The 21,520-nt window shown below is 71.1% G+C and carries 18 protein-coding genes; 3 read left to right on the top strand and 15 right to left on the bottom strand.

What is annotated here, in order from left to right; genetic code table 11:
• Nucleotides 1-2 precede the first annotated feature (2 nt).
• The 7 genes from AMYAL_RS0123750 to AMYAL_RS0123720 form a co-directional block, all read right to left on the bottom strand.
• Nucleotides 3-1,253 (bottom strand): ROK family transcriptional regulator, encoded by a 1,251-nt coding sequence (locus AMYAL_RS0123750; RefSeq protein ID WP_020633759.1) that lies wholly within the window; start codon nt 1,251-1,253, stop codon nt 3-5.
• Between the two features lie 234 nt (nt 1,254-1,487).
• Nucleotides 1,488-1,733: a hypothetical protein gene (locus AMYAL_RS0123745; protein WP_020633758.1), complete on the bottom strand. Its 246-nt coding sequence runs from the start codon at nt 1,731-1,733 to the stop codon at nt 1,488-1,490.
• Between the two features lie 388 nt (nt 1,734-2,121).
• Nucleotides 2,122-3,087: an NAD(+) diphosphatase gene (gene nudC / locus AMYAL_RS0123740; RefSeq protein WP_051137693.1), complete on the bottom strand. Its 966-nt coding sequence runs from the start codon at nt 3,085-3,087 to the stop codon at nt 2,122-2,124.
• A 47-nt stretch (nt 3,088-3,134) separates the two neighbouring features.
• Entirely contained in the window at nt 3,135-4,511 is a 1,377-nt protein-coding gene (locus AMYAL_RS0123735; protein WP_020633756.1) for a M16 family metallopeptidase, read from the bottom strand.
• Nucleotides 4,508-5,812 carry a M16 family metallopeptidase gene (locus tag AMYAL_RS0123730; RefSeq protein WP_020633755.1) on the bottom strand — a complete coding sequence of 435 codons (1,305 nt, stop codon included), beginning with the start codon at nt 5,810-5,812 and terminating at the stop codon, nt 4,508-4,510. The genes AMYAL_RS0123735 and AMYAL_RS0123730 overlap by 4 nt, the downstream gene beginning before the upstream one ends.
• Nucleotides 5,813-5,833: 21 nt before the next feature.
• Nucleotides 5,834-7,441: a DUF2207 family protein gene (locus tag AMYAL_RS0123725; RefSeq protein ID WP_020633754.1), complete on the bottom strand. Its 1,608-nt coding sequence runs from the start codon at nt 7,439-7,441 to the stop codon at nt 5,834-5,836.
• Between the two features lies 1 nt (nt 7,442).
• On the bottom strand, nt 7,443-9,212 hold the full coding sequence (locus AMYAL_RS0123720; protein WP_020633753.1) for a DUF2207 domain-containing protein: 1,770 nt from the start codon (nt 9,210-9,212) through the stop codon (nt 7,443-7,445).
• 259 nt (nt 9,213-9,471) lie between these two features.
• Between AMYAL_RS0123720 and AMYAL_RS46040 the strand changes: the two genes are divergently transcribed.
• Entirely contained in the window at nt 9,472-10,785 is a 1,314-nt protein-coding gene (locus tag AMYAL_RS46040) for a neutral zinc metallopeptidase (protein ID WP_026467383.1), read from the top strand.
• An 84-nt stretch (nt 10,786-10,869) separates the two neighbouring features.
• Here the strand turns inward: AMYAL_RS46040 and AMYAL_RS0123710 are convergent, their stop codons facing one another.
• Entirely contained in the window at nt 10,870-11,769 is a 900-nt protein-coding gene (locus tag AMYAL_RS0123710; RefSeq protein WP_020633751.1) for an RDD family protein, read from the bottom strand.
• Nucleotides 11,770-11,830: 61 nt separating this feature from the next.
• Here AMYAL_RS0123710 and AMYAL_RS0123705 point away from each other — a divergent pair, with 61 nt between their 5' ends.
• Nucleotides 11,831-12,838: a stage II sporulation protein M gene (locus AMYAL_RS0123705; protein WP_020633750.1), complete on the top strand. Its 1,008-nt coding sequence runs from the start codon at nt 11,831-11,833 to the stop codon at nt 12,836-12,838.
• Nucleotides 12,839-12,887: 49 nt separating this feature from the next.
• Here the strand turns inward: AMYAL_RS0123705 and AMYAL_RS0123700 are convergent, their stop codons facing one another.
• The 5 genes from AMYAL_RS0123700 to AMYAL_RS0123680 are packed head-to-tail and all read right to left on the bottom strand — an operon-like array spanning nt 12,888 to nt 18,052.
• Entirely contained in the window at nt 12,888-14,174 is a 1,287-nt protein-coding gene (locus tag AMYAL_RS0123700) for a DUF58 domain-containing protein (RefSeq protein WP_020633749.1), read from the bottom strand.
• A complete protein-coding gene (locus AMYAL_RS0123695) occupies nt 14,174-15,133 on the bottom strand; it encodes an AAA family ATPase (RefSeq protein ID WP_020633748.1) in 960 nt (319 codons plus the stop codon). The genes AMYAL_RS0123700 and AMYAL_RS0123695 overlap by 1 nt, the downstream gene beginning before the upstream one ends.
• A 17-nt stretch (nt 15,134-15,150) precedes the next feature.
• Nucleotides 15,151-16,275 carry a DUF4350 domain-containing protein gene (locus AMYAL_RS0123690; protein WP_020633747.1) on the bottom strand — a complete coding sequence of 375 codons (1,125 nt, stop codon included), beginning with the start codon at nt 16,273-16,275 and terminating at the stop codon, nt 15,151-15,153.
• Nucleotides 16,272-16,913, bottom strand: a complete 642-nt coding sequence (locus AMYAL_RS0123685) for a DUF4129 domain-containing protein (RefSeq protein ID WP_020633746.1) — start codon at nt 16,911-16,913, stop codon at nt 16,272-16,274. The genes AMYAL_RS0123690 and AMYAL_RS0123685 overlap by 4 nt, the downstream gene beginning before the upstream one ends.
• Nucleotides 16,907-18,052 carry a DUF7847 domain-containing protein gene (locus AMYAL_RS0123680; RefSeq protein WP_020633745.1) on the bottom strand — a complete coding sequence of 382 codons (1,146 nt, stop codon included), beginning with the start codon at nt 18,050-18,052 and terminating at the stop codon, nt 16,907-16,909. The genes AMYAL_RS0123685 and AMYAL_RS0123680 overlap by 7 nt, the downstream gene beginning before the upstream one ends.
• A gap of 216 nt (nt 18,053-18,268) precedes the next feature.
• Between AMYAL_RS0123680 and AMYAL_RS0123675 the strand changes: the two genes are divergently transcribed.
• Entirely contained in the window at nt 18,269-19,375 is a 1,107-nt protein-coding gene (locus AMYAL_RS0123675; protein ID WP_245193001.1) for a neutral zinc metallopeptidase, read from the top strand.
• A 528-nt stretch (nt 19,376-19,903) separates the two neighbouring features.
• On the opposite strand, the gene AMYAL_RS0123670 is transcribed toward AMYAL_RS0123675, so the two are convergent.
• Complete coding sequence (locus tag AMYAL_RS0123670) at nt 19,904-20,311, bottom strand: hypothetical protein (protein ID WP_020633743.1); 408 nt, start codon at nt 20,309-20,311, stop codon at nt 19,904-19,906.
• A 126-nt stretch (nt 20,312-20,437) separates the two neighbouring features.
• Nucleotides 20,438-21,514 carry a potassium channel family protein gene (locus AMYAL_RS0123665; RefSeq protein ID WP_020633742.1) on the bottom strand — a complete coding sequence of 359 codons (1,077 nt, stop codon included), beginning with the start codon at nt 21,512-21,514 and terminating at the stop codon, nt 20,438-20,440.
• Between the last annotated feature and the right edge of the window lie 6 nt (nt 21,515-21,520).

The raw sequence follows: 21,520 nt of genomic DNA, 5'->3' as shown, positions 1-21,520 counted from the left end.
TCCTAGTTGGTTGGGGCGGGAGACGGTGGTTCTGTTCGTGAATCCGGGATCGCCACGATCGGATGGGGCTCTCCCGCCCCGGACCGACCGGGCCCGAGGAGCGAAGGGGTGTTGACGCCGAAGACGTCCCGGCGGACGGTGGCGAGCGCCGATTGCAGCGCGCCCTCGCGGACCGCGTTGCCCTGCACCGAAGCGACCCCGACCGGGGTGCGGGGCAGGACCAGCTCGTGCAGCCTTCGCGCGACCAGTGCGGCGAATTCGTCGCCACCGGCCCGGCTGGTGTCACCGGAAAGGAGCACGAGTTCGGGGTCGACGACCGCGATCAGGCTGGCCGCGCCGCCCGCGACGCGGCGGGCGAGATCGTCGAGGAAGGGTTCGTTCTCGGTCTCGCGGGCCTTGGCGACGGCGTCCGCGCCGGTCTCCGCCTCGATGCCGTGCGCGGCGGCCAACCGGACGACGGCAGGCGACGCGACGATGTCGCCGAAACGATCTCCGGCACGGGGCTTGGGGTTCGAGGCGGCGACGGAAGCCGGGTCGGGGACGCGCATCCAGTCGATCTCGCCGCCACCGCCGGTCGCGCCGCGCAACAGCCTGCGGCCGACCACCACCGCGCCGCCCACGCCGTCGCTGAGCCAGATCATCACGAAGTCGTCGAGCCCGACGGCCTGGCCGACCGTCATTTCGACGATCGCGACGAGGTTGACGTCGTTCTCGATGGTGACCTCGACGCCGAGTTCCTGGCTGAGCCTGCTCGGCACGTCGAAGCCGAGCCAGCCGGGGATGTGCGGGGCCGAGGAGAGCAGGCCCGTGCGCGGGTCGAAGGCGCCTTGCGCGCCGATGACGACGTGGCGGAGGTCCTGGGTGGTGAGCCCGGCTTCGCCCGCGACGTGGGTGAGTGCCGCGCCGAAGGTGCCGACGACGTCCGCGCCCTCGTGGACCGGCAGCGGGACCTGGTACTCGGCGAGCACCGCGCCGGTGACGTCGGAGACGACGAAGTCGGCCTTCTGCGGTGTCAGGTCAACGGCCGCGACGTAGGCGACGCCGCCGTTGACCTCCCAGAGCTGCGCCCTCGGGCCGCGGCCCCCGCCGCGCACGCCCGCCTTGGTGACGACGTCGTCCTGTTCGAGGCGGGTGAGCAGCTGCGCCGTCGCGGGCTTCGACAGGCCGATCGCGACCTCGAGCTCGGAACGCGTCATCGGCCCCTCCTGAAGGAGGACCTCGATGGCCGCGCGATCGTTGATCTCGCGCAGCATTCGCGGACTGCCGGCTCGCATTTGGGGTCGCTCCCGACTTCGTTAGGAAACTTTACAGACGGTTTCCGGGGACTGTAGTGAGCCGAACCACAGTCGTCAACGGGCCTGGGAAACGGGGAGATAACGCTTGCGATGTTCCGCACAGCGGGTACACGTGGATGTACTCAGCGTCGGTCAGACGGCAAAGGGCCGCTCAGGAGTCCCTGAGCGGCCCTTTGGCTACGCGGTGGTGGATCAGAAGTTGGGCTGCACGTACAGGTCGTACACCCAGGGGAACGTGGGCGAGGGGTAGCACATCCACCCGTCCCAGTCCCCGGCGATCTGGCCATGGTGGCCGGTGATTCCGCAGTCCTCCTGGTTGTACGAACCGAAGTACTCGTAGTCCGAGGCCTGCGCCGCTCCCGCGTTCACTGCACTGAACGAGACGATGGCCACGACAGCGGCTCCGGCGACGGCGAACCGCCGCAAGGTGTTCTTCATGTTTTCCCCAGTGTCCTAACTCGATGGTCCTTGAAACCGGACGGCAGGAGATTAGCGGACACTTCGCCGCTTCGAGGGCGAATCACTAACTTCGCCGGGAGCGTTGACGTCTGCCGGTCACGCCGCCCATTCGGCCCACCGCAGGCCGCCACCTCGGATCGCCGCGTGCTCAGAGCCGGATCTCGCGTGATTGGAGCCGGATCTCGCGTGATTGGAGCCGGATCTCGCGTGATCAGACGGCGAACACCGAGATCGCCCTCCAATCACGTGAGTTCGCCGTTCAAACACGCGAGTTCCGGCTTCAAACACGCGAGATCGGTGTCTGATCACGCGAGCCGAGCCTTCGGCCCGGCCGACTCAACCGGCGCCGCTCCCTCGCTAGCAGGGACTAAACGCCTGCCCAGGCCGCCAGCATGACGCGCGCGATCGACGAGTTCCCCGGCAGCACCAGCTGCCGCGTGCCACCGGCGATCGGGGTCGGCACGGCGCCCGCGTTCCGCAGCTGGCTGTTCGCGAACGCGGACCGCACCTCCTCGCGCGAAACCCAGAACGCCTCTTCGATCTCGCCTTCCGCGGGCACCAGCCGGGCGGAGATGTCGGCCCGCGCGGTGAAGCCGAGCATGATCGACCGCGGGAACGGCCACGGCTGGCTGCCGAGGTAGCGCACGTCGCGCACCTCGACGCCGACCTCTTCGCGGATCTCCCGCTCGACACAGCCTTCGAGCGACTCCCCCGCCTCGACGAACCCGGCGAGGATCGAGTACCGGTCCGGCGGCCAGATCGGCTGCCGCGCCAGCAGGACGTGCTCGCCGTTGACTCCGGCGTCGTCGTGCACGAGGCAGATCACCGCCGGGTCGGTGCGCGGGTACTCCTCCCGGCCGCAGCCGGTGCACTTGCTCGCCCAGCCCAGCTGGACCAGCTCGGTCTCGCTCCCGCACCGCGCGCAGAAGTTCGCCTGCCGCCGCCAGTTCCGCAGCGCCTGCGCGGTGGTGAACAGCCCGGCCGACGCGTCGTCGAGCAGGTCGCCGTAGCCGCGCAGGTCGACCCAGATCTCGCCTTCGTGCCGCGGGACCTCTTCGACGACGCCCCAGCTGCCCGCCATTTCGACGGTCTCGGTCTCCCCGGCGGGGCGGCCGGGCAGCGACCAGAAGTCGGTGCCCTGCCACTCGCCGAGGAAGACCGCCTCGGCGGGCGGCTCGGGGCCGAAGTCCTGCGTCTTGCGGGTCGCGAGCGCGCCGGACCCCTCCACCACCGGGGTGCGCGCGTGCTCGTCGAGCAGCACGACCCGTGCGTCGGGCCAGCGGGTGGCGAGCCTGTCCGGGTTGGTGCGCAAGGACTCCTGACGGTCCGCCATGGAGCGCGAAAGCGTCGGGAGCGCCCCCAACCCGAACGGTGCCTCGGTCAAGCGGACTCCCCGACGGTCACGTCGCCCAGCGCCGTCAGCTTCGGCGCGAGGACGTCGGCGTCGCCGACGACGACCCCGGTGAACCGCTTGGGCGCGAAGAACTCCAGCGCGGCGCTCGCCACGTCTTCGGCGGTGACCGCGGCCAGCCGGGCCGGATGCCCGGCGAGCCAGTCGGCGCCCAGTCCGGTCGCGGCGAGCGCGGCCAGCTGCGCGGCGAGGCCGCCCTGCGACGACGCCGCCGTGACCAGCGAACCGATCGCGTACTGCCGCACCGACTCGACCTCTTCGGCGGTGGGCGGCACGAGACCGAGCCTGGCCAGCTCGTACCGCGTCTCCATGAGCGCGGCGGCGGTCGCGTCGGTCGCGGTGTCCGCGTCGACGTTCAGCACGGCTGTCTGGTCGGTGAACTCGAACCCGGAGTGCGCGCTGTAGGTGTAGCCCTTGTCCTCACGGATGTTCTCGACCAGCCGCGACGAGAAGTACCCGCCGTACGCGAGGTTCGCCAGCTGCAGCGCGGCGTACCTCGGGTCCGTGCGGGACACGGCCTGCGCGGACAGCCGGATCTGCGACTGCACGGCACCGGCCCGCGGCACCAGCAGGACATTGCCGCCGGTGAGGTCGGGAAGCACGGGAAGACGGACGGCGGAACGGTCCGAAGCCCAGCCGCCGAGCGCCTTCTCCAGGTCGCCGATGACGGTCTCCGGATCGATGTCACCGACGAGGACCAGCACGGATCCCCGCGGCAGCACCGAAGCCCGGTGCAGCGCGCGCACCTGCTCCGGCGTCACGATCGCGACATCTTCGGCCTGCGGCACCTCGCGCACGGCGGGGTGATCGCCGTAGCGGTGCTTCTGCAGCGCCTCTCGCGCGATCGTCCTCGGCTGGGTGCGGGAGACGGCGATCCGCTCGATGAGCCGCTCGCGTTCCCGTTCGACCTCGGCGTCCGCGTACGACGCGCCGGTGAGCGCGTCGGCGAGGACGTTCAGCATCGTCGGCAGGCCGTCGGCCAGCGAGGTGCCGGTGATGGCCAGGCGCTCCGGGTCGACGCCGGAGGCGAGGTCACCGCCGATCAGCGCCAGTTCCGCGTCGATCTCGATGCGGTCGCGGCGGGCGGTGCCGGTCAGCAGGGTCTCGGCCAGCACTTCGGCGGTCGCCGGGTGCAGCTTGTCCTCGCCCGCGAACGGGATCCACGCCCGCAGCTCGACCAGCGGCACGGTGGCCTTGCGGACGGCGAGCACCCGCAGGCCGTTGCTCAGCGTGGTGTCCACATGGGACAGCTCGGCGGCGGCGCGCTGCGTCCCCAGCGACGGGACCGGACGCGGCCCGGCGGCCGTGCGGCCGATCTCCTCGGCGGTGCGGTGCGGTGCGCTCACTGCTCGGAACCTTCCTGTTCGGAATCGGCACTGCCGGGACGGACGACGAGGACGGCGCGCGAGTCCGGCCGCAGCGCCTTGGCCGCCGCCGAAACGGCTTCCCCGGTGACGGCCGACATCTTCTCGGCGAGCCGGTACACCAGCGACGCGTCGCCGTAGAGCAGCTCGAACGAGCCGAGTGCCAGCGTGCGGGACACCAGCTTGTCGTGCTCGGAGTGCAGGCTCGCGGCCCAGCGCGCGGTGACCTTCTTCAGTTCCTGGTCCTCCGGCGGCGTGGCCGCCAGCTTCTCCAGTTCCTCGTCCAGCGCGGCGAGGACCTGGTCGGTGCTCACCTCGTGCGGGTGGATCGCGGTGATGGTGAACGTGTCCGGGTCGCGGGCCTCGAACGGGCCGAACAGCCCGGCGCCCGCGCCGATGTCGACGACCAGCGGCTCGCGGTGCACCAGGCGCTGCTGCAGCCGGGAGCCGTCGCCGTCGGTCAGCACGCCGGCGAGCACGAGGTTCGCCAGGTAGCCGTCGATGTCGTTGATCGGGTCCGGCATGCGGTAGCCGACGCCGACCGCGGGCAGCGGGGCGTGCGGGTCGATCTGCTCGCCGCGCAGCTCGCCTTCGGGGGCAGGCTCGGCGAACGAGGGACGCTCGGGCGCGGGCCGGTGCGGCACGTCGCCGAAGTGCTTCTCGATCAGCTCGCGGGCCGCTTCGACGGTGAAGTCACCGGCGACGGTCAGCACCGCGTTCGCGGGCGAGTAGTAGGTGTCGAAGAAGGCCGCGCAGTCGTCCAGGGTGGCCTGTTCGAGGTCCTCGAAACCGCCGTATCCGTTGTGCGCGTTGGGGAACGTGGAGTAAAGCACCGGCGGGAGGGTGATCCACGGGAACCCGCCGTACGGCCGGTTCAGCACGTTGAGGCGGATCTCCTCCTTGACCACGTCGATCTGGTTGGCCAGGTTCTCCTGCGTCAGCTTCGGCGCCCGCATCCTGTCCGCTTCGAGGAACAGGGCGCGCTCGAGAGCCGCGGCGGGGAGGACCTCGAAATAGTCCGTGTAGTCCGGATGGGTGGACCCGTTGAAGCTGCCACCACTCGACTGGACGTACCGGAAGTGCGCGAGCTTCTCCAGGCTCTCGCTCCCCTGGAACATCAAATGCTCGAAGAGGTGCGCGAAACCGGTGCGCCCTTCGGGCTCGGAACGGAAGCCCACGTCGTAGTGGACGCTGACACCCACCACCGGAGCGGTCGCGTCGGGCGCGAGCACCACGCGCAGACCGTTGTCGAGGGTGAATCGGACAAGCTCGGGATCGGCCATGCGCACCACCCTACGGGCTACTCAGGCCTCCAGGCGACGACCCTGTCGGGTCGCGGCGAAGGTTCCCACCACCGCGGCGGTGAGGTCGCTCACCCGCGCGATGTCCACCTCGCCGTCGGCTTCCCTGCCGTACCAGTAGATCTTGGGCGGGCCCTTGAGTCCGGCGAACTCGGCGATCCAGTGTTCTTGTTCGCCGAGAGCGAGCGCGTAAGGCAGCGCCCGCGAAAGGAGCACCTCGCGTTCGAGCTTAGGGACGGCCGTCGCCTTGGTCGCCAGCAGCGCGTCACGGACGCCGAGCAGCCGCCGGTGCAGCGTGACGCCGGCACCGGTGCGCGCCGGGAGCCATCGGGCCGCGACGGCGAGGACGGCGCCCGCGGCGATCACGATCAGGCCGAGCTGGGCGTATCCGACGGTCAGCGCCAGCAGGACGGTCAGGAACAGGCCGTAGAAGCAGATCCGCCGTCCGGCACGGGTCAGCTTGGCGGGCAGCCGCGAGTACCAGCGGCGTTCGACGACGCTGTCGGCCAGCTCGTCCCGCACCGTCTCGATCCCGATCCGCGCGGACTGGATCTCCGACAGCAGCACCGACTCCCGCCCGTCCGGCAGCAGGACGTCGAACACCGCACGTTCGAAGGCGGTCAGCAGCTCGTCCGGCGGATTGCGGCGGACGAGCCGCCAGCCGGTCAGCTCGCCGGCCTCCTCACTCACCCAGAGGTAGTTCCGGACCGCGAGGTCGACGACCGTCGCGGCGAGATCGACGGCGTCGGCGCGCCCCGAGAGGACTGTCCCGGCCTGCCCCGGCAGCACGCCGTCGGGTGATGCGAACGCGGCCTGGTCGTCCTTCCCGGAGAGCAGCCGGACCGGGAGCGCGCCGCCAGGGTGCTTGTCCCGCCTTCGCAGCAGAGCCAGCGCGACGGCGGCCGCGACCAGCGCGAGCGCGAAGCCACCCCAGGCCCAGCCGACCGGAGCGGTGAGCACGAACGCGCCGGCGAAGGTCTTCGACGGCTCCAGCCGCGCGTTCGCCGGGACGGTCCCGCCCGGCAGCTCGACCGAGATCTCCATCCGCTGCCCGGCCGCGAGGTTCTGCTGGCTGAACCGGGTCAGCCCGGAGTGCGCGATCTGGGCCGTCCCGCAATGCGCGCGCGACCCTTCGGGGCCGGCGTAACAGGTGACCGCGTTCGGGATGGACGGCGCGGCGAAGCTCGCGCGCACGAGTTCGAGACGGCTGTCCCAGCCGCCCGCGAGCTGCCAGGCGACCCTGGTCAGGCCGTCGCTTTCGGAGACCGCACCGTCCACTGTGTACCGGACGATCGAAGTGCCGCCCTTGAGTTTGACGGTGAACTCGTCGTCGGTCAGCTCGGAACTGCCCGCGCCTTCGATGACGACGTCACGGATGCCGATGATCCGGTCGCGGTCGCGCGGAGCCGCCGTGCGCAGCGGGATCCGGCGGGTCATCGTCGCCTCGCTCGGCACGGACACCGCCTCGACGACCGAGAGGGCGCCGTCGCGTTCCACCTTGAGCGAGATCTCCGCGCTGTTCGGCAGCGACGGCAACTGCGGTTCCCCCTGCGCTCCCGCCGGTGCCGCGCCGAGCACCAGCAGGAGGAGCACCAGCAAGAAGATCTTCACGTCAGGCGGGGACCGGTTCCGGGCGGATCGAACGCAGATGCCCGGATTCGGCGAGCAGACCGTCCAAAGCGGACAGGAACGACGGCAGATGCGCGGCGAACCGGCGCAGATCCCGGTCGCCCTCGAGACCGCCGAACCAGTACAGCCCGGCCGAGCCGTCCGCCGACGGGTCGAGCCCCTCGAAGGTCCGGAGCCAGTTTTCGGTGTCACCGAGCACGATGGCGTACGGCAGCGACCGGGAGAACACCATTTCCCGGTCCGCCAACGGAATCGCGTCGACCTTGACGGTGTGCAGGTATTCGAGCAGCCCGCGCACCTGGCCGACCAGGCGCCTGCCGCGCGAAGTGCGCGGCGGCACCCACGAAGCGCCCAGCAGCGTGGCGACGCCGGCGAGCGCGACCGCGACGCCGAGCAGCGCGTGCCCGGCGGTGAACGTCAGGACCACGGTGCCCACGAGGCCGAGCGCGACCAGGCCGATGCCCGCCAGGGTGAGCTTGTTCCGGCCCTTGTCCGGACGGCGGGAGAACCAGCCCTTGCGCACCACGTCCGCGTACATCGCCTCGCCTGCGACGCGGAGATCGACGGTGCCGCGGCCGCGGAGTTCCGACAGCAGCACGGAATCGGTGCCCTCGGGCAGGATCGCGGTGTAGATCTCGCGTTCGAAGGCGACGAGGTGCTCGTCCGGCGCGTTACGGCGGGCGATCTGCCAATCGACGACACCGTTGCCGCGGACCTCGGCGAGCCACAGGTAGTTGCGGACCGCGAGGTCGACCACCGTGCCGCTGACGTCCACGACGTCGACCGTCTCGTCGACGACCGTGCCGACCTGTCCCGGCAGGACGCCGTCGGGCGAGGCGAAGGAGACCCTGTCGCCTTCTCGCATCAAGACGTCGACGGGGCCTGTGCCCGCGGTGAGCGCGCCCTTGTCACGGCGGCGCAGCAGCCAGATGGCGAGCGCGCCGAGGATCAGGAACAGCGCCAGCGCCCCGAAACCGATCCCGGTGAGGGTGGTGAGGGCGAACGCGCCGCCGACCGAGGCGATCTGCTCGAACCGCGCGTTCGCGGGAACGGTGCCCGCCGGGAGCCCGACGGCGAGATCGACCCGCTCGCCCGCCGCGAGCTTGTCCTGCTCGATCCGGACGACACCGCTGTGGTCGGTCTCCGCGAGCGAACACTGCCTGTCCGAACCGAGCGGCCCGGCGAAACAGTCCACTGTGGGCATTTCGCGCGTCGGCGCGCTGAACGAAGCGGACACACGGGACAGTTCGCCGTCCCAGCCGCTCGCGACCTGCCAGCGCACCTGCTGCGCGCCGTTGACGTCGGCGACCGCCCCGTCCACTTTGTACTTGAGGGTGGACGCGCCGCCGTCGAAGGTGGCGACCAGCTGCTCGCCGTTCGACTCGGTCTTGCCCGCGCCCTCGACCACGACGTCGCGGACCCCGTAGACGCGGTCCTGCTCCTCACCGGCGGGAACCTTCAACGGGATCCGGCGCACCAGATGCTGTCCACCGGGGACGGTCACCTGCTCGGTGATCGACACCGAACCGTCGCGTTCCACCTTCACCGCGACGTTCGCGGAGGCGCCGCTCGGCGGCTGGAGCAGCCCGAGCTGGCCGCGCGCGCCGAGTGGCGGCGGCTTCGGCAGCTGCGGCGCGTTCGTCAGCGAAGGGCCCGCTTCGGGCGCCTCCGGCACGTTCGTATCCGACGGCGGGGCCATCAAGGCCGAGCTCGCCGCGACGGCCACGATCGCCGTCCCCCATTTCGTCAACACAGCCACACACTCTAGGGCAGCCGATCTATGCTGACCGCCGAAACGCCGAATCCGCCACCTGGGCGAACGGCGTTGCCGAACCGCATGGGGGATCCACTCGATGAACCAGCAGCCGCCCGGCCCGCCTGATCCGCGGCGCCGGCCGACTCCGCCACCTCCGGGGCAACCCGGACCGCCGGGGCCGCCCCGGCCACCGCAGGGTGGCCGTCCGCTCCCGCCGCCGGGGGCACGTCCGCTGCCGCCGCGTGGCGGGCCTCCGGTGCCGCCGCCGAACCGGCCGGGCCCCGGCGGTCAGCTGCCGCCCGGCCGCCCTCCTGGTGCCGGGCGGCCGCCGATGCCGCCGCCGATCTCGCAGCCGACGCCGGTCCCACCGCCGTTCCGGCCGGGTCCGCCGAGCGGCGGGATGCCGCTGCCCCCGCCGGGCGCGGCCCCGCTGCCGCCGCCGCAGGTCGGCGCGCCGGTCCCGTTCCGGCCCGGTGCCGTCGGCCCGCCGCAGCTTCCTTACGGTCCGCGTTTCGCGCCGCCCGCTTTCGCTCCCTACGGTGGATATCGGGCGAAGAAGTCGAACGGCGGGGTCATCGCGGCCGTCGCGATCGTGGCCGTGATGGCGCTGATGGGCGGGCTGGTCATGGTGCTCGCCATCGCGAACAGCCGCCCGACTCATGTCGCGGACGCCGGATACTCGAGCTATCCGACGAGCCCGACGTCGTCGTCCTCTTCGGACTACACGACGACGACAACGGCAGGCGACACGTCGACGACGAGCACCCGTTCGCGCGATTCGACCGCCTCGCGGGAGACGTCGGCGGGCTCGACACGGGAGACCTCGGCCAGCCGGGCGCCGTCCGGTCCGCAACCGCAGCACAAACTGGCCGACAACCCGCTGTGGCTGGATTCCAAGGTCGGCCTGCCGAACCAGGCGTGCAACCTCTCGCGCTGGGCGACCAACCCGAACGCGTCGGCCGCGTTCTTCGAAAGCGCGCGTCCCTGCCTGGACAGCGTCTGGCAGCAGGTCATGAGCTACACCAACCTGCCGTTCCGGGTCCCGACCGTGAAGTACCCGTCCGGCAAGAACTGGTCGAGCCCGTGCGGTGACGCCAGCGGCGGCACGGTGGCGGCGTTCTATTGCTCGCAGAACGAGACGCTGTACATGCCGTACGAAGGCCTTCAGCCCGACCAGTACGGCAACCGGCCAGGGGTCTACCTGGCGGTCTTCGCCCACGAGTACGCGCATCACATCCAGGCGCTTTCCGGTATCTCGCAGGCCTATTGGGACGCGCGATACGACGCGGGCACCGACTCGGCGGCGGGCCTGGAGATGTCCCGGCGGAACGAACTTTCGGCGCAATGCCTGTCCGGGACGTTCCTCGGCTCGACAGTGGGCCGCGGTGGCTCGGTCGACCAGGCGATGTACCGGGACGCGTGGGGCTCGCAGGACCGCGGCGACCACAACGGCGGCCCGCGCGACCACGGCACCGACGCGCACGCGATCTCGTGGTGGCAGCACGGCGCGCAGAAGAACCGGATGTTCGAGTGCAACACCTGGGCGGCGAAGCCCTCCGACGTCTCCTGAGGCCCTTGGGTTGGGTGCCGCAAGTCCGTGAAGGACTCCTTGAGGGACTCTGAGTCCCTCAAGGAGTCCTTCACGGAATGCGGGTCAGCCTGGTGGGGCGAAGGGGTTTTCGGGTTCCGGCGGAGGCTGGGTGACCGGCGCGGGAGCGGGCGGCTGCGGATACGGCTGCGCGGGCGGCGCGTAGTGCGCACCGGGGACAGCGGCGGGCGGAGCGTACTGAACGGCGGACTGCAGCTTCGCCTGATCCCGCCGCCGTCGCTCCGCCAGCACCGCCGACAGGTACGCCCACGCCGGCACCCCCGGCGGCACCGGCGCCCCGACCGTCGCCGCGACCTGCTGCGCGAGCCCGTACCCGAGGGCTTCCGCCGCTTCCGGGCGGAGCTCGCTCGTGCGGCTCAGGTACTGGCGGACGGCGAGCGCGAGGTCGTTCGGCAGCCGGGTCAGGTCCAGCTGCGAAGCCCAGTACGCCAGCTGCGGCGGCATCCCGACGTACGGCGTCCGGGCGGCGGGCATGCGTTCCCGGATCACCAGGGTGCCTGCGAGGTAGTCGCCGACGCGGCGGCCGTTGGGCGACAGCAGCGACGTGACCACCGCCACGACGCCGAGCAGGCCCAGCGCCCAGAAGTCGATGAAGAACCCGGCGAGCCCGCGGACCAGCGCGTGCCGGAACCGGACCGGGCCGCCGTCGGTGCGGACCACGCGCAGGCCGAGCGCCATCTTCCCGAGGGTGCGGCCGCGGCTCAGCGTCTCGAAGATCACCGGATAGCCGACCATGATCAGCACGAGGGTCACCAGGAACAGGGTCAGCGCCAGCGCCTCGTCACCGAACGCGGCGACCTGGCTCAGGACCAGCACCGCGACGAACAGCGAGATCAGCTGAAGGACGACGTCGATCATCATGGCGAGCCCGCGGCTGGCCAGCTTCGCCGCGCGCACGTCCAGGACGACGGCCTCGCCGGTGACGAGATCGGACTCTTGTTCCACCCGGCAAGCGTAGTGACGAATAGGCTGGGCGACCAAGGACGATCGCCGGGAGGGCTCCGAGTTGGACGTGGACGTGTTCGTCGCCGCGCACCAGGCCGAATGGAACCGGCTGCGTGACCTCGTCGGCCGCGCCGGGAAACTCAGCGGGCCGGACGCCGACGAGCTGGTGACGCTGTACCAGCGGGTCGCGACGCACCTTTCGATCATCCGGTCGGTCGCGCCCGACCCGGTGCTCGTCGCGCACCTGTCCGGGCTGGTCGCGAAGGCCCGCTCGGCCGTCACCGGTTCGCACAGCCCCGCCTGGCGTGAGGTCGGGCTGTTCTTCACCCGGCGATTCCCCGCGGCGCTGTACCTGAGCAGGCGCTGGTGGCTGGCGTCGGCGGCGGCGTCCATCGTGGTGATGGCGGTCGCGGCGGTGTGGATCGCCGGTGACCCGCAGGTGCTCGCGTCGCTGGCCTCGCCCGAGGAGTTCAAGGACCTGACAGCGCCGGGTGGCAAGTACGAGACGTACTACTCGTCCGATCCCGCGGGTTCCTTCGCCGCGCGTGTCTGGACCAACAACGCGTGGGTGGCCGCGACCTGCCTGTTCCTCGGCGTCGTGCTGGGGGTCCCGGTGATCTACGCGCTCTGGGCGAACTCGCTGAACCTCGCGATCGGCGCGGCGCTGATGTCCTCGGCCGGGCGGCTCGACGTGTTCTTCGGCCTGATCCTGCCGCACGGCCTGCTGGAGCTGACCGCGGTGTTCGTCGCGGCCGGGACGGGGCTGAAGCTCGGCTGGACGGTCATCGATCCGGGACGCCGTTCCCGGACGGCGGCGCTCGGCGAGCAGGGGCGCTCGGTCGTGGTGATGGCGCTGGGGCTGACCGTGGTCCTGCTGATCTCCGGCGTGATCGAGGGTTTCGTGACGCCGTCGGGCCTGCCGACCTGGGCGAGGATCGGCATCGGCGTGGTCGCCGAGGTCGCGTTCCTGCTCTATGTGTTCGTTGTCGGGCGCCGGGCCGCGAAAGCGGGCGAAGTGGGCGACGTCGACTGGCGCTACGCCGGAGACTCCCGTCCGGAAGCGGGCTGACCGGCCGGTCGAACGATGATCAGTTCACCAGAGAGCCGGCTCGCGGCACTCACAGCCGTCCGGCCGCCTTCAACGCGAGATAGCGGTCGGCCAGCCGCGGCGGCAGGTCCTCGGGGACGGCGTCGACGACCTCGACCCCGTGCCGCGCCAGCCGCGCGGTGACCTGGCGCCGTTCGGCCAGCACCCGCTCGGCCGCGGCCGCGTCGTAGACGGCCTCCGCGTCGCCGCGCCCCGCCGCCATCTCGGCGACCCGCGGGTCCGCCACCGAGGCGATCATCAGCTGGTGCCGCGACGTCAGCTTGGCCAGCACCGGGAACAGGCCTTCCTCCAGCGGCGCCGCGTCCAGCCCGGTCAGCAGGACGACCAGCGCGCGCCGCCTGGTCCGCCGCAGCACCTCGGCGATCATCCCCCGCGCGTCGGTCTCGACCAGCGACGGTTCGAGCGGCGCCATCGCGTTCACCAAGGCGGGCAACAGATCCGACGATCCCTGGACCGCCGCGTGGACCTGCCGGTCGTACGCCAGCAGGTCGACGCGGTCGCCCGCCCGCGCGGCGAGCACGGCCAGCAGCAGGGCAGCGTCCATCGCCGCGTCGAGCCGCGGCGCGTCGCCGACCCGGCCCGCCGAGACGCGGCCGGTGTCGAGGACCAGCACCACGTGCCGATCACGTTCGGGACGCCACGTCCGCACCATGACGTCGGACGCGCGCGCCGAGGCCCGCCAGTCGATCGACCGGACGTCGTCACCGATCACGTACTCGCGCAGGGAGTCGAATTCCGTGCCCTGGCCCCGGATCAGCACCGCGTTACGGCCGTCGAGCTGCTGCAGCCGTGCCAGCCGCGACGGCAGATGCTTGCGGCTGTGGAACGGCGGCAGCACGCGCACGGTCCACGGCACGTCGTGCGAACCCTGCCGCGCCGCGAGTCCCAGCGGCCCGGTCGACCGGACGGTGACCCTGGCCGCGGTCCGGTCGCCGCGCCGGGTCGGCAGGAGCCGGGTGGTCACGACACGGCGTTCCCCCGCGGGGAGGGTCAGGCGGTGCCGGTCGTCCGCGCCTGCGCTGGGCGGCCACGCGTCCCGGAGCCGCGCGCGCACCGGACGGCCACCGGGATTGGCCACGGTCAGCGTGACCTCGCAGGCCTCCCCCAGCCGCACGGACGTCGCGCCGGACCGCGCGAACTGCAGCCGTCGCACACTCCCGGCGAGCACGAGATCCAGCACCACCAGCAGAAGCAGCACCGCCGCGGCCAGCCCGATCCCCGCCCACGATGGCAGCAGGAGACCGACCACCGGCGCCGCGAGGAGCGCCAGCAGCCCGAGCCGCCCGGTGACGGCCATCAGCGTGGAACGGGCACGGACGCGAGGACGCGGTCCAGCACACCGTCGGCGGTCGCGCCTTCGAGTTCGGCCTCGGGCCGCAGATCGAGCCGGTGCCGCAAAGACGGCCGTGCCAAGGCTTTGACGTCGTCCGGCGTGGCGTAGTCGCGACCGGCGAGCCACGCCCACGCCCGCGTCGCGGCCAGCAGCGCCGTCGCGCCACGCGGGGAAACACCGAGGCGCACGGACGGCAGCGACCGCGTCGCCCGGCAGACGTCGACGATGTAGGCGAGCACCTCGGGGCGCACGGTGACCCCGGCGACCGCGCGCCGCGCGGCGTCGAGCTGAGCGGCTCCGGCGACCGGACTGATCCCGGCCGCGGCCAGGTCGCGGGGGTCGAAACCCTGGGCGTGCCGGGAAAGGATGCCGAATTCGTCCTCACGGGACGGCATCGGCATGGTCAGCTTCAGCAGGAACCGGTCCAGCTGCGCCTCGGGAAGCGGGTACGTGCCTTCGTATTCGACCGGGTTCTGCGTCGCGATGACGATGAACGGGTCGGGCAGCGGCCGCGTCTTGCCGTCGCTGGAGACCTGCCGCTCCTCCATCGCCTCCAGCAGTGACGACTGCGTCTTCGGCGGGGTGCGGTTGATCTCGTCCGCCAGCAACAGGTTCGTGAACACCGGGCCCTCACGGAAGGAGAACTCGCCGCTGTGCGCGTCGTAGACGATCGAGCCGGTGATGTCGCCCGGCATGAGGTCCGGCGTGAACTGCACCCGTGTCGTCTCCAGGTCCAGCGCGGCGGCCAAAGCCCGCACCAGCAACGTTTTCGCCACCCCCGGAACGCCTTCGAGCAGCACGTGTCCCCGGCACAGCAACGCGATGATGAGCCCGGTGACGGCCGCGTCATTGCCCACCACGGCCTTCCCGACCTCGGCACGCAGGGCGATCAGCGCCGCCCGCGCCTCGGCCGCGCCGTCCACACTGGACACTTCGGTACTCAAGACCGCTCCACCTCTCGTTCCACGACATCGAGTCCGTCCGCCAGCCGCACCAGCGCGGTGTCGTCGGCGGGCGGGTCCCCGTACAGCAGTGCGCCGATTTCGGCGGGCGCCCGGCCGGTCCGCCCGGCGACGGACTCCACCAGTGCGGCGGGTTCCGCGTCACGGGTGAGCCCCAGCAGCGGCCGGAGCCGCGCGCGGGCCGCCTCGCGCAGGGTCTCCCCGGCGTGCGCGGCGGCCTTCGCCTTGCGATACAACCGTGCCCGTCCTTCGGTGGCCTCGGCCGCGCGCACCACGACCGGGATCGGTTCGGTCACCACCGGCCCCAGCCGCCGCGAGCGCCACAGCGCCAGCAGGACCACCGCGACACCGGCCTGCAAGGCGGCGTAGGACCAGCCCGCCGGGATCAGCTCGGACAGCGGCTTCTTCTCGTTCTCCAGCGACGGATCGGCGGGCGTCGGCAGGTACCAGACCAGCCGCTCGTGTTTCCCGAGCATCCGCATCGCGAGCGCCGCGTTGCCTTCGCTGTCCAGCCATTCGTTGGTCAGCGGCGCGGGGGCGCCGAGCACCGTCACCGTCCCTTGTGGACCGGGCACTTCGAGATACGAGCCGCCGTAACAATCGCTCGCCCTCGGCTGCGTGGCCGCGTACTTCAGGCCGCCCATCGTCGCGCTCCCGGCGGCGAGGGGATCCTCGGCCTGGCAGTCGGGCGCACGGGTCTCGGTCTCGAGCTGGCCGTTCACCCGCACACCGGGGAGGACTTCGTCGACCGTGCCCGGACTCGGCTGCACCAGCACGACATGACCGGCGTCCCGCCTGATGTCGGCGAAGGCACGCTTGGGCACGTAGGCGGGCTGGGTGATCAGCACGGTCGCGCCCGCCGCGGCGCCCTTGAGCTCGGCCGCCGTGTGCACCGTGGTGATCTTGACGCCTTCCCGTTCCAGCAAGGTCGCCAGCGCGCGGCTGCCGCCGGGCTCGTAGGAACCCGGTTCGAGCGCGCCGGTGGTCTGCTCGCCTTGGACGAGGACGAGCAGCGTCCCGGTCACCAGGATCAGGAGGACGACCGCGAGCGGGAGCCGCACCCCGCGCCAGATCCGGCGGGCGTCGGGCGAAACCGAGGTCATCCGGCCGCCAAGGCGACGGGCCGGGCACGACGGCAGCGATCGTCCAATTCGGACAGTGAGCGGTAGCCTGCCTCGGTGGCCGGGATGCCGCCGTAGTGGACGTCGTCGAACAACCGGGCGCCGGCGCGCAGCGGGACGGCGACGTCGGGAAGCAGCCGTCCGGCTTCGAGGGCGGCCTCGTCGGCGGTCCGGCCGGACTTCTCGTCCAGCAGCGCCCGCTCCTCCAACGACCGCACCACGGCGCGGAAGATCTCACGGACGGCATCGTCGAAGTCACCCCGCGACGCGGCCTCCCCGGCCGCCCTGCGGTGTTCGCCGGAAGCCTTGCGCTGCCCGGCGAACACGGCCCGGCCGCTCCTCGCCGCCGTCGCCAAGGGGCCGGACCGCAGCCGGATCACCACCACCAGCACGATCAGCACGACGACGAGCAGCAACACGGCGAAGATCCCGCCGGGCACCGCGCTGTCGACGGTGTCGAGGAAGCTCGTCAGTTTTTCGAGCACCCAGCTGAACGCCTCGGAAAGCCAGCTCGGTTTCGCGTTCTGATACGCCGGGCCCGAAAGCTCCTCGGCCGCGCGCAGCCGGGCGGTGTCCCGGTCGATGTCGACCGGGACGTCGGTGAGGAAGCGCGTCACCATGCCTGCGGCGGGGGCGGCGGCGTGATCCCGGCCGCACGGGCCAGTTCGATGTCCATCCCCTCGCGGCGCATCCGCTGGTCGATGTAGAGGATCACGGTCACCAGCGCGGTGAACGGGCCGACGACCGTCTGCGCGATCACCGTGCCCACCGACTGCAGGATCAGGTCACCGGTGGACGGAACGTACATCTGGTCCAGATTGCCGAAAATGGACAGGAAGGCGCTGAAGCTGAACGGGATCGTGATGATCGACGCCAGGAACGACGAGATCACGTACGCCAGCAGCAGGATCCCGAAGACCCGCCAGAACATCCCGGAGACCAGCTTCACCGACCGGCGGAACGCCTCCATCACGGTGCCGCGTTCGAGGATGAACGCCGGGCTGGCCAGCGCCCAGAAGGTGTAGGGGACGATCGCGGGCAACAGGCAGAAGATCGCGGCGACCAGGATCGCCAGCGTGTACAGCACGGTCAGCCCGAGCAGCGGCAGCAGCCGCGGCGTCGCCTCTTTCAGCGCCTCTTTGAAGGTGACCGGCTTGCCCAGCACGGCCTTGCCCATCAGGACGGTCAGGAAGCCGGTGAGGATGGTCGTCCCGAGCAGCGTGGCGACGAGGGTGATGAACGACGAAGCCAGCGTCCCGCCCAGGACGCCGACCATCTGGTTCAGCAGTTCCTGATCGGTGGCCGCCGGGCCCAGTTCACGGACCTTCTCGAGGTCACCGGTGGTGTCGACCAGCAGCAGCCCGACCAGGTTGAGGGCCGCGGTGAGCACGGCGGTGACCGCGGCGGCACCGAAGACCATCCGCCAGTACTTGCGCATGGCCGTGACCGCGCCGTCGAGGATGTCGGTCAGGTTCAGCGGGCGCAGCGGGATGACCCCCGGCCTGCCGAGACCGACCTTCCAGTTCGGGTACTGCTGCGGCGGCGCCTGATAGGACGGCAGCGGAGGAGGCGGCGGCGTCGCCCCGGACGGGGACTGCCACTGCTGCTCCGGCGCCGGCGGCACTTCACCCTGCGGCGGCGTCGGCGCGTCAGCCTGCGGCTGTGCCGGTGTGCCCGCCTGCGGCTGTGCTGGTGTGTCCGCCTGCGGCTTCGGCGTCTCGGTACCTTCCGGCCCGGACGGTCCGCCGGTCTCCGTCATGCGACAGCCCCTTACCCGTTCATGTTGCTTACGCACACTCTTCCAGAGGGTCCGACACCCAGCCAGAGCTGGGGGGACGACACTGACGGGTGACCACTCGCCTCACTCTGGATACCCTCTGCAGCCGAGCAGTGGGAGGGGAGGCCGTTAGCTCGTTATGCTGAACATCGGACCGGGTGCCCCCGGTTCGCCCCTAGAACCACCGGGACCGACTTGATGACGCAACCGCCCCACGGCCAGTGGCCGCCACGCGGCGCCGTCCAGCCACCGCCGGTGCACGGTCAGCCACCTCCCCAGGTGCACGGCCATCCTCCGCCCCAGTGGCACGGCGCGCCGCACCAGTACCCGCCGCCGCAACGCAGGTCCGTCGGCGCGATCGTCGGGATCTGCCTCGGCGCGGTCGCCGTACTGGTACTCGGCCTGGTCGCGATCGTTTCACTCAATCGTGACGGCAATGATCACGTAGCGAACGCGGGCTACAGCACGCTGCCGAACCCGACCTCACCGGCGGAGCTGCCGCCGAGCGGGTCCGCGTCGCCCTCGTCCTCGACGAACCCGTTCCCGACGTCGCCGACCAAGGCGCCGTCCTCGTCGAGCGGACCGCAGAAGATCCTCAAGCTCGGCGACCACCCGATCCTCCAGGATCCCAACGCCGGCCTGCAGAACCGTGTCTGCGCGCTGCCGCAGTGGCAGAGCAGCCAGCAGGCGGCCGAGGCGTTCTTCACCGCGGCGGGCAAATGCCTCGACAACGCGTGGGGCCCGTTCCTCGACGCCTACAAACTGCCGTTCACCCCGCCCGCCCTGCACTTCCCGACCGGGGCCAGCTTCGAAACCGAATGCGGCACGATCCAGGTGGGCATCGCGACGGCGGCGTACTACTGCGAGAACAACCTCTACGTGCCGTTCCGCGGTCTGCAGACCGACCAGTACGGCAACAACCCCGGCGTCTACCTGGCTCTTTTCGCGCACGAGTACGGGCATCACGTGCAGGAGGTCGCCGGGCTGATGGACGCGGCCTGGCAGAAGATCTACGAGTCGGGCCAGAACAGCCCCGCCGGGCTGGAGATGTCGCGGCGCAAGGAACTGCAGGCGCAGTGCTTCTCCGGGATGTTCCTCGGCGCGCATGTCGACCAGGGCGGCACGGTCACCCGCGACATGTACAACAAGGCGTGGAACGACCAGGAGACCCGCGGCGACAACACCTCGCGCAGCCAGGACCACGGGACGAACGCGCATTACGCGTCCTGGTGGCGGGCGGGCGCGAGCAACAACCGGATCGCCGACTGCAACACCTTCTCGGCCCCGGCGAGCGCCGTTTCCTGACGATCCGAAGTACATGAAGGCCCCCTTCCTTGCGCTAGGCGCGGTGAAGGGGCCTTCATGTACTCGCGGAGCTTGCGCCGGACGCGGGGCTCGTGAGTTCGGGCGACCGCTACCGCCCATCGGGCACGTGGCCTCGCCGGACGACGTTGTGAAAGCCACTTTCGCAACCTTCAACGTTGCGAAAGTGGCTTTCACAACGCCGCCGACCCGCAGACCGCCAGGCCGAGGGGTCGTGAGTGGCGATTCGGGTTAGGGCCAACCGTGTCTCAGGTACCCACTGGCGGGCGGTTTCGCGTGATCAGACGGACGACACACGTGACCGGCTGGATGACTCACGGCGGGCACCCGGCCGCGATCGTGTCGTCCACGCAGTCACGCGTGTCGTCCGTCTGATCACACGAGCCGTCCGACCGGTCACGCGGCGGTGAGACGTCGGTACAGCTGGTCGTGAGTGGCGATTCGGATCAGAACCCGAAACGCCACAACACGGCCACCCTGGCCCGGTGCGACCCGGCGGGAGAGCGTCGATCAGGCGGCCACCGGGACGCGCGGGCCGCGCAGCACCAGGAAGACGTACATCCCGCCCGCGAAGCAGCTGAACACCAGCAGCGCCAGCCCGAGCGGCCGCCGCGCGTCGCTGGCGCCCGCCGTCGCGTCGACAGCGTGCACCGAGACCCCGTCGCCTGAAGCACCGTCGGGGACGACGACGTCGACGCGCTCGCCCTTGCCGTGCCCGCAGCCGTTGAGCGAACCCTCCATCGGCTTGCCGCCGAATTCGAACTTGACCTTCTCGCTGGCCCCGCCGCCCGTGCAGGGCGCGGGCTCGAGGACCTCGGCCCGCACGGTCGTCCCCTGGGTGTCGTTCGAGATGCCGAACAGCCCTGGCCCGGCGAACCAGGCCAGGAAGATCACCAGCAGGCCGGCACCGGCCGCCACGGCCAGGGAGTTCCACCCAGGGGTGAGCCCTCTGGCGGGGTCCGATCGCTTGCGCACGATCGCCATGCTCCCAGAACCTCGTGGCAAAACACAGCGAGCCCGGACGGCGATACCAAAGGTCCCCTGCTACCGCTCGATCGTCTCCGCGGCGGTCACCTTCCGGATGTACAGCAGCTTGTCCCCCGGCTCGATCGCGTCCGCCTGCGGAGCGTCCACGCGGTACAGGACGCCGTCGCGGACGACGCCCAGCACGATGTCCGGCAGGTGCCGCGGCGAACCGCCCTCTTCGGACGGTTCCACCGGGCGTTCGGCGATCGCGAGCCCGGATTCGGGGGTGAGCAGGTCTTCGACCATGTCGACCACCAGCGGCGTCGACGTCGCCATGCCGAGCAGGCGCCCGGCGGTCTCACTCGACACCACGACCTGGTTCGCGCCCGACTGCTTGAGCAGGTGGACGTTCTCCGCCTCCCGCACCGACGCCACGATGTGCGACTTCGGCGCCAGCTCGCGCGCGGTCAGCGTGACCAGCACGGCGGTGTCGTCCCGGTTCGGGGCGACGACGACGGCCTTGGCCCGCTGGACACCGGCGACGCGCAGCACGTCGGCGCGGGTGGCCGAGCCGTGCACGGTCACCAGGCCGAGTGACGTAGCCGCTTCGAGGGCCTGCTGGTCGGTGTCGACGACGACGATGTGGTCGGGTTCGACGTTCTCGTCCCCGAGCAGCGCGTTGACCGCCGACCGGCCCTTCGTGCCGAATCCGACGACGACCGTGTGGTCACGCACCTTCGTCCTCCACTTTTGGATCTTGAAAGCCTGGCGGGAGCGCTCGGTGAGCACTTCGAGGGTGGTACCGACCAGGACGATGAGGAAGAGCACCCTCAGCGGGGTGATCACCAGGACGTTCACCAGCCGCGCGGACGACGTCGCGGGCGCGATGTCGCCGTAACCGGTGGTCGACAGCGACACTGTCGCGTAGTAGAGGCTGTCGAGGAAACTGAGCCCGTCGCCGTTGGCGTCGCGGTAGCCGTCCCGGTCGAGGTAGACGATCAGCACGGTCGCCAGCAGGGCGAGCATCGCGCCGATGATCCGTTTGAAGATCGACCGCATCGGGCTGACCGTCAGTTCCGGCATCCGGATCACGCCGACGAGCTCGTGGTCCGGGCGGTCGCTCAGCCTGACCGGGAAACGCTTGAGAACCCTCATGCACAG

It is taken from the genome of Amycolatopsis alba DSM 44262, assembly GCF_000384215.1.
GTDB lineage: Bacteria > Actinomycetota > Actinomycetes > Mycobacteriales > Pseudonocardiaceae > Amycolatopsis > Amycolatopsis alba.
The sequence above is the reverse complement of the archived record's forward strand: the minus strand, read 5'-3'. Positions and strand labels throughout refer to the sequence as shown.

What these genes read in the sequence shown, in the direction of transcription:
- AMYAL_RS0123750 (WP_020633759.1), bottom strand. Translation starts at nt 1,253, where the DNA reads ATGCTGCGCGAGATCAACGATCGCGCGGCCATCGAGGTCCTCCTTCAG.
- AMYAL_RS0123745 (WP_020633758.1), bottom strand. Translation starts at nt 1,733, where the DNA reads ATGAAGAACACCTTGCGGCGGTTCGCCGTCGCCGGAGCCGCTGTCGTG.
- nudC (WP_051137693.1), bottom strand. Translation starts at nt 3,087, where the DNA reads ATGGCGGACCGTCAGGAGTCCTTGCGCACCAACCCGGACAGGCTCGCC.
- AMYAL_RS0123730 (WP_020633755.1), bottom strand. Translation starts at nt 5,812, where the DNA reads ATGGCCGATCCCGAGCTTGTCCGATTCACCCTCGACAACGGTCTGCGC.
- AMYAL_RS0123700 (WP_020633749.1), bottom strand. Translation starts at nt 14,174, where the DNA reads ATGGCCGTCACCGGGCGGCTCGGGCTGCTGGCGCTCCTCGCGGCGCCG.
- AMYAL_RS0123690 (WP_020633747.1), bottom strand. Translation starts at nt 16,275, where the DNA reads ATGACCTCGGTTTCGCCCGACGCCCGCCGGATCTGGCGCGGGGTGCGG.
- AMYAL_RS0123685 (WP_020633746.1), bottom strand. Translation starts at nt 16,913, where the DNA reads ATGGTGACGCGCTTCCTCACCGACGTCCCGGTCGACATCGACCGGGAC.
- AMYAL_RS0123680 (WP_020633745.1), bottom strand. Translation starts at nt 18,052, where the DNA reads ATGACGGAGACCGGCGGACCGTCCGGGCCGGAAGGTACCGAGACGCCG.
- AMYAL_RS0123675 (WP_245193001.1), top strand. Translation starts at nt 18,269, where the DNA reads ATGACGCAACCGCCCCACGGCCAGTGGCCGCCACGCGGCGCCGTCCAG.
- AMYAL_RS0123665 (WP_020633742.1), bottom strand. Translation starts at nt 21,514, where the DNA reads ATGAGGGTTCTCAAGCGTTTCCCGGTCAGGCTGAGCGACCGCCCGGAC.